The organism is Curtobacterium sp. 'Ferrero' (assembly GCF_002412165.1).
Lineage (GTDB): Bacteria > Actinomycetota > Actinomycetes > Actinomycetales > Microbacteriaceae > Curtobacterium.
In genome coordinates this window covers 1-15,296 of record NZ_NXIA01000029.1, presented here as the reverse complement: position 1 = coordinate 15,296, position 15,296 = coordinate 1, and the positions used below count along the sequence as shown (strand labels likewise).

The window sequence follows — 15,296 nt, the reverse complement described above, 5'->3', positions numbered from 1 at the left end:
CGGCGTCAGCGGCTGCGAGCCGGTACGTCGATGGTCATCCAGTCGACGACGAGCGACCCGTCCGACCGCTTCGGCGGCACCCCGCCGAGCGAGCCGGCCTGCACGACGAAGTGCATCCGGGCGGTCGGGATGTCCTCCGTCGTCGACTCGATCCGGCGACCGTCGACGGAGAACGTCATCCGCTCGGGGGTCCACTCGATCGTGTACGTGTGCCAGTCGGCCAGCGACGCGGCCGTCTCCTGGTGGATGCACTTCTCCTCGGGCGCGCCGAGGCAGTGGACGTTCAGCCACGCGGGCGCACCGAGCGCCCCCTCCGGGAAGTCGACCTCGCCGTCGGCCCAGACGTTCTCGTCGCTCCAGAGGAGCACCGCGACCCCGTACCCGTCGACCTCGTCACTGCGCATCCGGATCGTGTAGCGTCCCGAGGTCTGGCCGCCCCAGGTGCCGTCGACCAGGGGGACGATGCCGCCGGCGAGCGGTGTGCCCTCCGCCGTCGTGCGGAGCCGCATGTCGAGCACGCCGTCGTGCGCGGTGAGCGTGGACGCGGAGTAGCGGCCCGTGCCCGCTGTGTCGGAGAAGCCGTGGTAGACCGAGAACCGGTCGGCGTACCGCGACTCGAACCCGCCCGTCGGGGTGTCCTCGGCGAAGTCCTCCGAGAACACCCGGTGCCAACCGGCACCCGCGCTCGTGGGCATCGTGACGCCGCTGGGGTCGACGCCGCTGCCGTGCGGGGTCCCGGTCACGGCGGCTGCGACCAGGGCCGCGCCGACCGCGAGCCCGGTGACCACGATCGGGAACCGGCGCGACCGGGCGGCACGCGACCGACCGTGACGGGCGAGACCGGCGCCGTGTGCGGGCGCTGCACCGTGCGCTGCCGCGGCGTCACCGGACAGCTCCGCGCCGGGACGGACGGTGTCCGCGGGAGCGTCGGCGGTCAGCTGATCGCCCACGCGCGCACCTCCGACAGGCCAGCGTTGACCGTCCCGGAGGAGACCCGCGTCACGGTGAACCGGACCCAGGTGACGGTCCGCTTGGTGAAGTCGACGTTCTTCGTCGTCCCGGCGTTCGGCAGGGAGCCGACGGTGACGCTCGTGCCGTCCGAGAAGGTCAGCGTCCCTGCGGTGACCTGGTCGACCGAGTTCGGGCGGTCGTGCAGCTCGATGCGCTGCAGCGCCACCGCGGACGGGAAGGTCAGCTGGATCCAGGTGCCGGCACGGCCGTTCGGGGCGACCCACTCGGCCGAGGCGTTCGTCGGGTAGCCGGAGACGACGCCGTCGACCGCCTTGGCGACGGTCTGGCCGTCCGCGGGGTTGTCGGCGCTGGCGATCGGCGTCGCCGACGCGGTGACGTCACGGAGCGTCGGGGTCGGGGTCGGGGTCGGCGTCGGCGTGGGCGTCGGGGTCGGCGTGGGCGTCGGGGTCGGCGTGGGCGTCGGGGTCGGCGTGGGCGTCGGCGTCGGCGTCGGCGTCGGCGTCGGCGTCGGCGTCGGCGTCGGCGTCGGCGTCGGCGTCGGCGTCGGCGTGGCCGTCGACGTCGTCCCGAGCGCCCGAAGTTCGGCGAGACCGATGTTCTGCGTCGATGCGCTCACCGACGTCACCGTGAAGCGCACCCACGTGACCGACCGTGCCGCGAACGTGACCGGCTGCACCGTCCCGCCGTTCGGCAGCGCGGGCACCGTCACGCTCGAACCGTCCGAGAACGTCAGGGTCCCGCCGGTGACCTGGTCGTCGGTGTTCGGCCGGTCGGCGAGGTCCACCTCCGTCACCGTCATGGCGCCGGTCCAGGTCAGCTGGATCCAGGTGCCGGCGCGACCGTTCGGCGCCACCCACTCGGCGGACGGGTTCGCCGGGTAGCCCGACACCACACCGTCGACGGCCTTCGCCGCCGTCTGCCCGTCGGCCGGGTTCTCCGCGCTCGCGGTCACGGTCGCCGAACCGGTCAGGTCGGACGCGGTCGGCGTGGTCGCGGAGTCCGACGTGTAGGCACGGATCTCCGCGAGTCCGACGTTCTGGGTCGAGCTGCTCACCGAGGTCACGGTGAAGCGCACCCACGTCACCGACCGCGGCGTGAACGAGATCTGCTGCGGCGTGCCGGCGTTCGCCAGCGCCGGTACCGTCACGCTCGACCCGTCCGAAAAGGTCAGTGTTCCACCGGTCACCTGGTCCGCGCTGTTCGGGCGGTCCGCCAGGTCGACGGACGAGAGGGTCTTCGCGGTCGACCAGCCGAGCTGGATCCAGGTGCCCGCGCGACCGTTCGGCGCCACCCACTCGGCGGACGGGTTCGCCGGGTAGCCCGACACCACACCGTCGACGGCCTTCGCCGCCGTCTGCCCGTCGGCCGGGTTGTCCGCGCTCGCGGTCACCGTCGCCGAGCCGGTCACGTCGGTGCGGGTGCCGCCCGGGACGCTCGGGTCGGTCGGCTGCGCGGGGTCGGCCTGTCCGACGGTGTACTGGCGGGTCAACCACGACGACTCGGGTCGGGGCGCGCACGCCTCCCACGTGGCACACGTCTGGTCGTCGTGGGCGGCGTAGGTGAAGAACGCCGCGGACTTCGCGGCGACCTGGGCGCTGGTGAGGTTCGTCGGGCGGTCGGCGATCGGGTAGCCGAGGTACCCGGTGAAGCCGTGCGCGCCGGCGTACTGCTGCTGGGCCTGGTCGGTCAGGTAGGCCACGGTGTGGTGGTCGCTGTGGTCGCCGTCCCCGTACCGGCCGGAGTAGTCGAGCGTGTGCACGTCGGTCGGCGAGTACTCGTCGAGCAGGCCCGAGAGCACCGAGCGCAGCTGCGGCAGCGTGTACTGCGCCGGGTCCGGGGCGTCGGCGACGGTGCTCAGCGTCGGGATGTACCCCTGGTACAGCTGCTGGAGGCTCGTGTAGCCCGTCGCCCAGAAGCCGTTGCCCTCGAGGTTGCCGTCGGGCAGGTCGAGGAACACGAGGCTGACGCGGGGCGCGGCGGTCAGCGTGTCCAGCTGCACCTGCTTGCCCGCGACCGTGATCGTGGTCGTGGTCGTGGCGGGGTCGACCCCGAGGATGCTCGCGTAGGCGGCCATCAGGCCGACCTGACGCTCCCGCCAGTACCACATCGGGTAACCGGCGTCGGCCGCGGTGACGACGACGGTGCGCACGCAGCGGCCCGCCGCGAGGTCACGCTGCAGGTCGGTGCCCTGGAACAGCAGGTCGTCGTCGGGGTGGGCGATGACGCTCATCACGCGACCGGCGCTGCAGTCGACCCCGGCGACCGGGTCGCCGGCCGCGACGGCCGCGACGGCCGGCTGCCCGGCGACCGCGGTGCCGAGGACGCCGGTGACCGCCGCGGCGAGCGCGGCGACCACGAGCAGGGTCCGGTGGTGACGATCACTTCGCGCCATGACGGAGTCCCTCGGTCGTGAGCTCGTAGACGACGGTCGTGCCGGACGACCACACGGGCTTCCAGTACGGCGAGCGGGCCATCGCCGCCGCGAGCTGCTGGTAGTCCGCGTCGCTCTGGTAGCCGTAGCGCTCGTCGTACGCGCCGAACGGTTCGGCGACGAGCGCGTAGTACTTGGTGGCCGACCAGGTGCTGACGAGCTTCCGCGTCACGTCGGAGACGTCCGCCGCCGCGTCGTAGTCGGTGCCGCTCGGGTAGTCGCCGAACGCCTCACGCGACAGGTAGCCGACGTCGAAGTAGCGGGCTCCGGTGTTGCTCGGGACGGCGTTCGCCGATCCCGTGAGCAGCATGATCGAACCCTTCGGCGCGGTGGCGTCGTAGAACTGCGTCGCGGCGGACTGGCTCCGGGTGGGGACGCGGTTCCAGTCGAGCGCGGTCTGCCCGAACGACCCGACGGCCACGAGAGCGGCGATGCCGACCGCGGCGAGCGCAAACCGGACCGAGGTGGGGCGGGTGATCGTCCCGACGGCACGTCCGGCCCAGGCGAGACGACCGCCGGGCATCGGCAGGCCCGCTGCGAGGATCGCGATCCACGGGGTGGCGAACAGCACGACCCGGAAGATGCCCTCCTGGCCGTAGTTCGTCGCGACGAGCAACGAGATCGGGCTCGCGGCGGCGAGGAGCAGGCCCCAGTGGACCCGGTCGCGGCGGAGCAGCACGGTGAGGACCGCGGCGAGTCCGAGCACGACGAGCGTGGCGGCCGGCACGTCGAACGCGAGCGCGGTGACCAGGGGCTTCGGGAGCACCGTCATGTCGTGCGCGGGCGGCTGCACGTTGTCGAGGACCCGGCCGACGGCGGCGAGCGAGAGGAACTTGTCGAGGATGCTGCCGTTGAGGAACGCGAAGACGACCGCGGGGACGAGCACGACGACGGGGATCCACCACGGCCGGAGCAGGCGGAACACGACGAGCACGACGAGCGCGGCGACGGTCAGGTACGGCGAGATCTGGTGGGTGACGGCGAGGACGATGCTGATGGCGGCGATCGCGATCACCCGCGACAGCCCGACGGTACGGGGCCGGAGCACGGACACGGGTTCCTCGTCGGGCCCGGTGACGGTCGCCCGGGTGAGGGGCCCGGTGGCGAGCACGAGGATCGCGATCGACAGCAGGATGCCCGTCGACTGCGGTGAGAAGTACGTCGTGTTGAGCGAACCGGTCATCGCGGTCAGGAACGCTGCGATCCACGGGCGGCGGGGTCCGGGCAGCCAGTGCGCCGCCAGCACGCCGACCCCGATCGTGGTGACGAAGGCCAGGAGTGCCGGCACCCAGGCGGCGATTGTCATCGCGTTGACGATCCCGCCGACGTCGGCGACCCACGCGCCACCGGCGAAGAGCCCGGACCACGTCTGGAAGATGTCGGCGGACGGGTCCGTGCCGCCGAAGCGGCGGATGTACTCGAGCACGCCGATGTGGCGGGCCGCGGCCATCACCGTCGGCATGCCGTAGGTGATGGCCTGCGCGAGCTGGATCGAGCCGCCGAGCACGACCACGGGCACCCCGAGGGCCGTCCCGCGGACGAGCGCGACGACCGCGGCGACGACGACGATCGCGAGCCCGACGGGCAGTCCGATGCCGAGCGAGCCGAAGAGGCCGTCGCGGACGGGGTCGCCGATGTGCGTCACCGCGGTCACCGCGACGGTGCCGAGGCCGACCACCGACAGTGCCGTCACCACACGGCCGGTCGTCCACCGCCAGTGCGTCGGCACTCCGGCTGCGGCACGTTCGAGACGACGGCGGTGCAGGTCGCGGAGGTCGCGTGGGACCACGGCGGCGAGGCAGCCGGCGGTCAGGACGACCACCGCTGCGAACGGCACGGCGGGTGCCCAGAGGTGCAGGGTCGCCATCGTGTAGCCGATCGCGATGGTGCCGACGAGCGAGCCGGAGACGGCGAGCAGCGCGAACCGGGCGAGGTGCATCGATCGGAGGAGCAGGAGGGGCGCGACCCCGAGGAGTGCGAAGAGGAAGACGCCGATCGCGCTGCCGCGGACCACGGGCACCTGCAGCACGGTGCCGACCGCGGCGACGAGCAGGGTCACGACGACGAGTGCGGCGGCCGCGATCCGGGCGCCCGGGCCCATCACGTCGTGTGACGTGGGTGCGGGTGCGGCGGCAGCGGCGAGCTCGTGCCGTCCGTGCCGCGTCCGGTCGATCGTGCCGCCGCCGCGCATCCGTTCGGCGAGCGCGAGGAAGGGTGCCGAGAGCAGCGACCGCTGTTCGACCCTGCGGAGCCGGCGGGTCGTACCGGCCCACTCGGCCTGCACGGCCGCGGACGAACCGGCCGCGCCCGAACCGGCCGACACCGATCCGGCGACCGCCGAACCAGCGACCACCGGACCAGCACCCGCCGGACCGACGACCGACGGACCGCCCGCGGCCGGACCAGCACCCCCTCGACCCGCGACCGCCGAACCAGCGACCGCCGATCCAGCAGCCGCCGGACCGGTGCTTCCGTCGACCGCACCCCGGCGGCTCGACGCGGAGCCGTCCGCGGCCGACGCCGAGCGGGCACCCGACGTCCCAGGCAGGTCCGTCACCGGGTCCCCCTGCTCCCGGCCGAGCCGTGCCAGGGCGCCGATCGCCTCGGGCACGGTGTCGATCGACGCGGTCAGGGTGTCGCGGTCGAGGGCGTTCTTGGTCATCCAGGCTCCGAGTCCGTGGCCGTGCGCTGCGGCGGTCCGTCGCAGCGACGAGGTGTCGTCGGCGGGACGCAGCCAGGCGATGGCGGCCGGTTCGACGGCGATCGCGTGGCCCGCGAACAGCAGTCGGGTGAAGAGGTCGAGGTCGTCGCCGCCACCGACGCGGGTGCCGGGGCCGAAGGCGGTGTCGAAGCCGCCGATCCCGAGCGCGGTGCGGCGGCGGACCGCGAGGTTCGCGCCGCTGCCGTAGGCGGCTGCGGCGAAGGGGTGCAGGGGCGCGTCGTCGGGTTCGTCGTCGAGGCGCAGGACCCTGCGGCGGACGGTGCGACCCGCCGGGGTGTGCTCGTCGTGCCACCGCTGGGCGGGGGTGCGGATCTCCGCCGTCGGGACGAGGCCGGTGACGCACGCGACCTGCTCGTCCGCAGCGAAGGCCTCGGCGACGGCACGGGCCCAGTCCTCGTCGACGACGGCTCCGCTGGCGAGGAACGCGACGACGTCACCCCTCGCGGCGAGGAGTCCGGCGTTGCGCGCTGCGGCGAGGCCACCGGACGGCGCGGGGATCGTCGTGACGGTGCGTCCGGCGATGGCGGTCCGCCCCTCGCCGTCGGCGCCGCTCGAGACCACGACGACGTCGAGGTCGACCCCGTCGCAGGCGAGGACGGACCGCATGGTCTCCCCTGCGTCCCCGTCCGTGCACAGCACCACGGTGACGGACGGCAACGCCTGATCAGCGGCCGGACGTCGTTCCGGGGAGGGCATGTGGCGGACGGCACGTTCGAGCGAGCGGAGCTCGACCGAGGGGCCGGCGCGGCGTCGGTCCGTCACGTCGACCTCGACGAACCCGAGCGGTTCGCCGTGGTCGCGGACGAGCAGACGAGCCCGCCGGTAGCCCTCGGCACCGGCGAGCCCGACGGCCTCGCGGTGCCCGGCGCCGTGCAGGTCGGCGCGGTCCACCTGGCCGATCCAGACGGCTCCGTCCCAGGTGGGGGCGAGGGTGCGCTCCACGACGGGCTGGAGCACGCGGGTCAGGGTGGTCCTGGTCATCGTGTCCCGATCGGTTGGCGGACGGGCTGGCTCACCGGCGCGGAGACGACCACGCCGCCGAGCACCCGACCGACGGCGTAGCCGGTGACGGTCGCGACGACGGACAGCACGATGGCACCGGCCCGACGGGCTCCGCCCCGACCGACGGCGCGGAGTTCGCGCGCGATCGCGCCGGGGATGACGCGCGTCAGGTACGTCGACTCGCTCGAGAGGGAGTCCCCGGTGCCGACGCGTCGGCTCAGCACGGCCTTCGAGATGCCCTCGTAGTAGCTCCGGCGGCGCAGGTACCGCATGGTGACCCGGTCGGCGGACACCCGGTGCGACACGTTCGACCGCGGCTCGTGACGGATCCGTGAGCCCGGTCGGACCTGCGCGAGGCGGATGCAGAGCTCCGTCTCCTCGCAGCCGAGCGGCTGGTTGCCGACCCGGCCGATGCCGGACCGGAAGCCCCCGGCGAGCAGGATCGCGTCTCGACGGAACGCCATGCTCGACCCGATCACGTTGCGGACGTCGCCTGCGGTCTCGGGCAGTCCGGCGTAGCTGCAGCCGACGATCCAGAGCAGTTCGTCGGAGTACGGGCCGCGACCGGTCGCGGTCGGCCAGGACGGGGTCGCACGACCGCCGACGCCGACCACCTCGGGGTCGTCGAGCGCGGCGAGCAGGTGGCCCAGCCAGTCGGCGTCGGCGGTTGCGTCGTCGTCCAGGAACGCGACCACGTCGGCCTCGGTCAGCGCGACACCGGTATTCCTCGCGCCGGAGAGCCCGCGGTCCTCGGTGTTCTCGACGACCCGCAGCTCCGGCCAGCGCGCCTTCGCCCGGGCGTACAGCTCCGGCTCGTGGTCGATGACGACCACGACCTCGGGCTGTTCGGGCTGGCGGCGCGCCGACTCGACGCTGTCTTGCAGGTCGCCCCAGCGCAGCTGCGTGTAGGCGCAGATGACGACCGCGACGCTCGTCACGCGCGGTCCCCGTCGAGGGCGCGGGCGACGGCGGGCGTGACGCCCGGCGCTGCGATCTCCCCGGTGGGGGCGTCCACCGGCGAGACCGGCGGGGTGGGGAGCACGGCGGCGGTGCGGGCACGGGCGGCGATGCGGGCGCGGGTCTTCGCCTCTGAGGCGCGACGACGCTCGTGCATGATCGACGTGAGGACCCGGATGCCGTCGGTGACGGCGTTGAGGTTGCTCGAGCCGTGCACGCGCAGCTTCTCGTGGCTGCCGACCTCGGCGATGCGGAGCTCCGCGGCGGACCAGCGGCAGGTCAGCACGGTCTCGATCTCGAACCCGTCGCCCCACAGCATCGAGCCGTCGGTCGGCTTCGGCAGCGTCGAGGACAGCAGCGCGATCGCCGGGAGGGTGTCCGCCCAGAACGCGTTGTAGCCGTAGCAGAGGTCGCTGTACCGCGTGCCGAGGATGGCGTTGCAGAGCACGTTGAGCCCGCGGTTGCCGAGGTTGCGGATGATCGTGATGTCGTCGCTGCCGCCGCCGTGGGCGTACCGCGTGCCCTTGGCGACGTCGGCGCCGTCACGGAGCGCCTGGACGAACTTCGGGATCTCGTCGGGGTCGGCGGAGCAGTCGGCGTCGAACATGACGACGACGTCGCCCGTGACGGCCTCGAAGCCGCACGCGAGCGCGTTGCCCTTGCCCTTGCGGGTCTGGTGCACGACGCGGATGTCCGGCATGAGCCGCTGGGCCGTGGCGACGGTGTCGTCCACGGAGTTGCCGTCGACGAGGATCACCTCGTACACCGGGGGCAGCTTCGGCAGGATGATCTCGAGGTTGCGGGCTTCGTTCCGTGCCGGGATGACGACGGAGACCCGGGGGTCTGCCGGTCGGACGGTGGTGGCGGGCATTGGACGTGCTCCTGTCGGGTTCAGGTTGCAGTGTTCGGTGCGTTCTCGGACGTGGAGTCGGCGCCGCGGGACGGTGCCGCTGTCCGGCAGGGGCGCGGGTACGACGCCGCCGGGAGCACGGAGGGGGTGGGTACTCCCCCGACCGTGCTCCAACCCTCGCCGGGCCGGGCGGGAGGGTCAATGCGCCGGGGGTCCGCTTGCGGACCCCCGGTCGCGGATACGGAAACCCGCAAGCGGTCGCGGGGTGCGCTCGCGGACCCCGCCACGACGACGGCCGGGAGGCGCGTGCCGGCGCCGGCACGTGCCTCCCGGCCGTCAGGGGGTCGCGCTGGGACGGCTCAGACCGCTGCTGTGGGGTCGGCGACGTCGTCCGTCGCGAACGCGGCGCGGAGCGCCGTCGCGAACGCGGCGCGGAGCGCCGTCGCGAGCTCCGCGACGTGCGGCTCCCGCAGCAGCGAGGTGTGCTCGCACGCCATCCGGACGGTCTGCGTCTGCCCCACGAGGAGGGCGCCCCAGCCGTCGGCGTCCGGGTTCGCGTCGGCGAGCACGAACGTCGACCGACCGGCGAACGGGCTCGGGTGGTGTCGCCTCGTGACGATCTCGGCCTGGTCGAAGAACGCGTCGAAGTCCTTCTGCCCGCCGTACCGGACGACCCCGGCGGTGTACGCCCGGAAGCGCTTCGCGGCCTGCGCGCCGTACGGGACGCCCGCGGGCATCACCCGCTTCGCGACGCGGTCGACGCCCTGCCGGAGGACCCGGAGGGTCCGGTTCCGCGGCGGACGGGCCTCCATCCGGCTGAACAGGAGTCGGGCCTGCTCGGACTTCGTGCGGGGCAGGTAGGAGTCGAGCAGGGCGAGGTGCGCGACCTGCTCACCGGCCTCGTGCAGGAGTCGGGCCACCTCGAGCGCGACCAGACCCCCGAGCGAGTGCCCGACGAGCAAGTAGGGTCCGCGCGGCTGCACCACGCGCATGAGCGCCAGGTAGCGACGGGCGCTCCGCTCGATGCTCCAGTCGGGCAGTCCGCGCCGCTCGAGGCCGTGCTGCTGGAAGGCGTAGACGTCGTGCTCGGGCAGGTGGCGCGACAGCGGCAGGAACGTCAGGGCGAGCGCTCCCCCGCCCGCCAGGCAGAACACGGGCGGGTGGCCGGCTTCCCGTGCGGTGGAGACCTTCACCACGTCGGGGTGGCTCGGCAGTGCCGTGGTACCGGCCCGGACGCGCGCGGCGAACTGCCGGAGCGTCGGGTGCTCGAGCAGTTCGGACGCCCGCAGGTCGACGCCGAGCCGCTCGTGCACGACCGCGAGCATCTCCTCGGCGGACAGCGAGTCACCGCCGAGCGCCGCGAAGTCCTCGTCGAGCGGCACCCCCGACAGGCCGAGCACCGCGGCCCAGACCTGCCCGACCACCAGCTCCCACTGGTCGTGCGTGGACTCGGTCATCACCGTCTCGACGACGGGCGCGCCGGGCAGGGCCGAGCGGTCGACCTTGCCGCGTTCGTTCCGCGGCAGCGCGGTCATCGGCACGATCGACGCCGGCACCATGTACTCGGGGAGCCGGTCGCGGAGCGTCCTCCGGAGGGCGGCGGGCGCCGGCGTCCGGTGGCCCGGGCGGGGCACGACGTAGGCGACGAGCCGCGTGACCGCCGGCGGGGCGACGAGCGCCGTGACGACGACGTCGCCGACCTCCGGGACGGCGCGGAGCGCGGCCTCGACCTCGGTCGGCTCGACCAGGTAGCCGCGGACCTTCACCGCGTCGTCCGACCGGCCGACGAGCACCAGCCGCCCGGCGTCGTCGAGCTTCGCGAGGTCGCCGTGCCGCCACGTCGGGGTGCCGTCAGGCGTGCTCGAGCGATGCGCCGCGGTCTGCTCCGGGTCGCCCCAGTACCCCGTGGTCACACCGTCGGAGACGACGACGAGCTCACCGGTCTCACCGGGCTCGGCCTCGGAGCCGTCGGGGCGCACGATGCGCACGGTCTTGCTCGCGATCGGCCCGCCCGCCGGGACCACGCCCTCCGGGACCGGGTCCTCGGGGCGGACCGGGCAGAACGCCACGCTCGCCAGTTCGCTCGCCCCGAATCCGTTCACGAGGACGGTGTGCGGGCCGAGGTGCGGACGGGCCGCGGCGACGTCGGTGCCCGTGATCGGCTCACCGACCGTCACCACGAGCCGGAGTCCGGTGAGGCCCGGGCGGGGCCCGCTGCCCGAGGCGGCGGCGGCGCCGGTGATCGAGCGGAGCAGGTGCGGGGTGCCGAGCACGACCGTGGCTCGGTGCGTCGCGAGGTCCTGGACGATCCCCTCGACGCCCCGGTCCCGCGGTTCGAGGGCCACCACGGCGACGCCGTCCATGAGGCCGGCGAGCGCGTACATGATCCCCGCCGTGAACGACAGCGGCGCCGCGATCGCGAGCCGGTCCCCCGCGGCGAAGCCGAGGGCCTCCGCGTGCGCCTCCGCGTCCCGCACCTGCTGGCGGTGCGTCACCACGACGCCCTTCGGCAGTCCGGTCGACCCGGACGTGAACACGATGACGAGCGGGTCGAAGCCCCCGGGTCGCGGATCGCTCCCGGCCGGGGCGGCGTCGCTCGGAGCGGGCCGGTCGACCGCTCGTGCCCGGAGGACGGCGAGGTCGTGCACCCGGCCCGGGTGCCCGTCGGTGTGCGCGGTCGCGTGCTCGTCCTGGTGCGCGATCGTCCGTTCGTCCTGGTGCGCGCTCGTCCGCTCGTCCTGGCGCGCCGCCGCCAGCGCTGCTCCGGCCTGCTCACGGTGGTCGGGTGCGGCGACGATCTCCTGGACGTCGGCGAGCCGGACCACGTGCGCCAAGCGTGCCGGGGGCAGGTGGTCGTCGAGGACCACCACCGTCCGCCTAGCGCGCACGAGTGCCAGCAGCGTGACGATCGTGTCCGGCGTCTGCCCGGCCATCACCCCGACCGGACGCGGAGCGCCGCCACGGACGGGTCCGACGCCCGAGCCGCCGTGGTCGTCCGCCAGGAGGGCGTCCAGCAGCTCCGCGGCGAGACCCCGGGCCGCGCGGTCGACGTCCGCGAAGCTCCGGTCGCCCCCGGCCTCGATGAGGGCGGGTTCGTCACCGTGGTCCGCGACGACACGGTCCCACCGGTCGAGGATCGAGTGGTCGGCGGCGTCGCCGACCGCGGGCACGTGGTGCCACGGCGCATCGCCGGTCGTCGCGGTTGCGTGCACGAGGACTCCCCTGTGGTCTCCGGATGCCGACACGGGACCGCGCCGACCCTGCGACGGTACGGCCCGGCCGGTCCTGGCCGGAGGGGGCGGCGTGCGACGTGCGGTTCCCCGCAAACGGACAGGAGGCGCGGCTCGGCTCGGCCGCACGGGCACCGTGCACCGCCGGAACCTGTTCTTCCGCTCAGGTGCAGGGATCGGCGGCCCGACGATCGGTGGTCGCGACCCTCGGCGCAGGGTCGCCAACGTGTCGGTCCGGTGCGTCCGGCAGTGTCCGCCACGCGGTCGGTCGCCGCATCGGTCCGCGGCGGGTGTGCGGTTCTCCGCAGTGGGCTGGCCCGGCGGGGGCGTCCGCGAGATGGCCGGAGGAACGTTCGGGCGTGTCGCCGGGGAGACCGCAGAGGACAGGAAAGGCCCCCGACGTTCGTCGGGGGCCTTTCGAAGTGGTGGCTGGGGTACCTGGACTCGAACCAAGAACAACTGAACCAGAATCAGCCGTGTTGCCAATTACACCATACCCCAAGAGGCCCTTCGGCCTCGTGTTCCGGTTGCCCGGGGGCACGATCAACTACTGTACAGCATCTCTGGCGTCCGTGAGACCACCGACGAGATCCCGGTGGACCGCGGCCGCCGTCCGTGCCCCGTGACCGGCCGCCACGATGAGCTGCTCCGGCCCCGGCGGCGTGACGTCGCCGACCGCGTACAACCCCGGCACGCCGGTGCGCCCGACGCCGTCGACCACCACGAGGCCCTCGTCGTCCCGACGGACGTCGGCGGCCAACCAGTCCAGGTCCGCGTGCCACACCGGCCGGACGAACGCACCCGTTCGGGGTTCGACGTGCCCGTCCGCCAACCGCACCCCGGTCAGGCCGGAGCGATCCCCCTCGAGGTCCGCCACCGGTCGGTCGTCCGTCCGGATCCCGGCGCTCCGCAGGCTTTCGCGTCCCGCGGCGTCGAGCACGCCCGAGCCGTTGGTGTAGACGACGAGGTCGTCGGTCCACGAACCGATGAGCAGCGCGCGGTCGACGACGTCGGGGGTCTCGCAGAGGAACGCCAGTGCCTGGCCGGCGTGCTCGTACCCGTCGCACTCGACGCAGCTGTGCACGGACGTGCCGTAGAACGCACGCAGGGTGGGGAGCGCCGGGAACTCTTCCCGCAGGCCCGTCGCGAGGACGACCGCGCGGGCGGTCGCCGACACCGCGGTCCCGCGCCAGGCGCCCCGAACGGACCAGCCGGCGCCTTCCGGCCGGACCTCGTCGACGACGGCCTGCACCACCGTCGCCTCGTCGTACTGCTCGACCTCCGCGCGACCGAGCTTCCGGAGCTCGAGCGGTGAGACCCCGTCGCGCGTCAGGAACCCGTGCGAGCGCAGGGTCGCGGCGTTCCGAGGACGGTTGGCGTCCACGAGCAGCACGGACCGCCGAGCCCGGACCAGGTTCAGTGCCGCACTGAGTCCGGCCGGGCCGGCTCCGACCACGACGACGTCGACGTCGTGCACGACCGCGTCGGTCATCGCCGCCTACCGGGCCGCGAGGCTGCGCAGCCGGGCGAGCGTGGACTCCTTGCCGAGGATCTCCATCGACTCGAAGAGCGGCGGGCTGACCCGACGCCCGGACACCGCGACCCGCAGGGGCCCGAACGCGAGTCGGGGCTTGAGGCCGAGCCCGTCGATGAGGGCGGACCGGAGTGCTGCCTCGATCGACGCGGCCGTCCAGTCCTCGAGCCCCTCGAGCGCCGAGGTGCCGGCGCCCAGGACCGCACCGGCGTCGTCCTTGAGGGTCGCAGCGGCGTCGTCCTTGAGGGTCGCAGCGGCGTCGTCCTCCACCACCAACGCGTCGTCGGCGGTGAAGAGGAACCCGAGCATCCCCGGCGCCTCGCTGAGCACCTGCATGCGCTCCTGCACGAGGGGGGCAGCGGCGTCGAGGACGGCGAGCTGCTCGGCCGTCGGCGGGACCGAGAGGTACTCGGCGAGGTAGGGCACGAGGCGGTCGCGGAAGTCCTCGGGCGCGAGCAGACGGATGTGGTCGCCGTTGATCGCCTCGGCCTTCTTCTGGTCGAAGCGTGCCGGGTTCGGGTTCACGTCGACCACGTCGAAGGCCGCCACCATCTCGTCGAGCGAGAACACGTCCCGGTCCGGTCCGATCGACCAGCCGAGGAGCGCGAGGTAGTTCACGAGCCCCTCGGGGATCATGCCGTTCGCGCGGTGGTGGAACAGGTTCGACTCCGGGTCACGCTTCGAGAGCTTCTTGTTGCCCTCCCCCATCACGTACGGCAGGTGACCGAACACCGGGATGAACTCCGCCAGCCCGATCTCGTACAGCGCCTCGTACAGGGCGATCTGCCGCGGCGTCGACGACAGGAGGTCCTCCCCGCGCAGCACGTGCGTCACGCCCATCAGCGCGTCGTCCACCGGGTTCGTGAACGTGTACAGCGGCTTGCCGTTCGGCCGCACCACGACGAAGTCCGGGAACGTGCCCTGCTTGAAGGTGATCGCACCGCGGACGAGGTCCTGGAACGAGAGGTCACGGTCCGGCACCCGCAACCGAAGGGCCGGCTCGCGACCCTGGTCACGGAAGGCCTGGCGCTCCGCCTCGGTCAGGTCGCGCTCGTGGTTGTCGTAGCCCTGCTTGGGGTCGCGGCCGGCGGCCCGGTTGCGGGCCTCCATCTCCTCCGGCGTGACGAAGGACTCGTACACGTGACCGGACGCCTTGAGCTTGGCGATGACGTCCTCGTAGACGTCGGCACGCTGCGACTGCCGGTACGGCCCGTGCGGACCGCCGACGTCGACGCCCTCGTCCCAGTCGAGCCGGAGCCACCGCAGCGCGTCGAGGATCTGCTCGTACGACTCCTCGCTGTCCCGCGCGGCGTCGGTGTCCTCGATGCGGAACACGAGCTTGCCCCCGGTGTGGCGCGCGTACGCCCAGTTGAAGAGGGCCGTGCGGATCAGGCCGACGTGGGGCGTCCCGGTCGGACTCGGGCAGAAGCGGACACGGACGTCGGAACCGGATGCGGTGGTGAACGGTGCAGTCATGACGGCATCAGCCTACCGGGGCACAGAACCCCCGTGAACGCAGGAAACCCCTGACCACATCATGGTCAGGGGTTCCCTGGTGTTACCAACATTTGAGTCCGGCGGCGTCCTACTCTCCCACA

8 protein-coding genes and 1 tRNA gene are annotated in these 15,296 nt (G+C 73.4%); all 9 read right to left on the bottom strand.

Annotated elements, in window-relative coordinates; translation table 11 throughout:
• Window positions 1-5: 5 nt before the first annotated feature.
• The 9 genes from Csp2054_RS16440 to gltX all read right to left on the bottom strand — a co-directional run bounded on the left by Csp2054_RS16440 (window position 6) and on the right by gltX (window position 15,174).
• Window positions 6-950 carry a glycoside hydrolase family 16 protein gene (locus tag Csp2054_RS16440; protein WP_096900608.1) on the bottom strand — a complete coding sequence of 315 codons (945 nt, stop codon included), beginning with the start codon at window positions 948-950 and terminating at the stop codon, window positions 6-8.
• Complete coding sequence (locus Csp2054_RS16435) at window positions 935-3,364, bottom strand: discoidin domain-containing protein (protein ID WP_141399307.1); 2,430 nt, start codon at window positions 3,362-3,364, stop codon at window positions 935-937. The genes Csp2054_RS16440 and Csp2054_RS16435 overlap by 16 nt, the downstream gene beginning before the upstream one ends.
• Entirely contained in the window at window positions 3,351-7,106 is a 3,756-nt protein-coding gene (locus tag Csp2054_RS16430; protein ID WP_096900604.1) for a glycosyltransferase, read from the bottom strand. The genes Csp2054_RS16435 and Csp2054_RS16430 overlap by 14 nt, the downstream gene beginning before the upstream one ends.
• The gene (locus Csp2054_RS16425; RefSeq protein ID WP_096900603.1) at window positions 7,103-8,065 is read right to left on the bottom strand and encodes a glycosyltransferase family 2 protein; all 963 of its coding nucleotides are present in this window, start codon (window positions 8,063-8,065) and stop codon (window positions 7,103-7,105) included. Before Csp2054_RS16425 ends, Csp2054_RS16430 begins: the two co-directional genes overlap by 4 nt.
• Entirely contained in the window at window positions 8,062-8,955 is an 894-nt protein-coding gene (locus tag Csp2054_RS16420) for a glycosyltransferase family 2 protein (protein WP_255252790.1), read from the bottom strand. The genes Csp2054_RS16425 and Csp2054_RS16420 overlap by 4 nt, the downstream gene beginning before the upstream one ends.
• 338 nt (window positions 8,956-9,293) lie before the next feature.
• On the bottom strand, window positions 9,294-12,146 hold the full coding sequence (locus Csp2054_RS18305) for an alpha/beta fold hydrolase (protein WP_176491759.1): 2,853 nt from the start codon (window positions 12,144-12,146) through the stop codon (window positions 9,294-9,296).
• Window positions 12,147-12,590: 444 nt separating this feature from the next.
• Window positions 12,591-12,665: transfer RNA gene (locus tag Csp2054_RS16410), tRNA-Gln, on the bottom strand.
• 46 nt (window positions 12,666-12,711) lie between these two features.
• Complete coding sequence (locus tag Csp2054_RS16405; protein WP_096900599.1) at window positions 12,712-13,656, bottom strand: NAD(P)/FAD-dependent oxidoreductase; 945 nt, start codon at window positions 13,654-13,656, stop codon at window positions 12,712-12,714.
• Window positions 13,657-13,662: 6 nt separating this feature from the next.
• The gene (gene gltX / locus Csp2054_RS16400; protein ID WP_096900596.1) at window positions 13,663-15,174 is read right to left on the bottom strand and encodes a glutamate--tRNA ligase; all 1,512 of its coding nucleotides are present in this window, start codon (window positions 15,172-15,174) and stop codon (window positions 13,663-13,665) included.
• Window positions 15,175-15,296 lie beyond the last annotated feature (122 nt).

Bases quoted from the DNA above. Each gene is read 5' to 3' on its own strand.
- Csp2054_RS16405 (WP_096900599.1), bottom strand. From the start codon at position 13,656: ATGACCGACGCGGTCGTGCACGACGTCGACGTCGTCGTGGTCGGAGCC.
- Csp2054_RS16430 (WP_096900604.1), bottom strand. From the start codon at position 7,106: ATGACCAGGACCACCCTGACCCGCGTGCTCCAGCCCGTCGTGGAGCGC.
- Csp2054_RS16435 (WP_141399307.1), bottom strand. From the start codon at position 3,364: ATGGCGCGAAGTGATCGTCACCACCGGACCCTGCTCGTGGTCGCCGCG.
- gltX (WP_096900596.1), bottom strand. From the start codon at position 15,174: ATGACTGCACCGTTCACCACCGCATCCGGTTCCGACGTCCGTGTCCGC.
- Csp2054_RS16420 (WP_255252790.1), bottom strand. From the start codon at position 8,955: ATGCCCGCCACCACCGTCCGACCGGCAGACCCCCGGGTCTCCGTCGTC.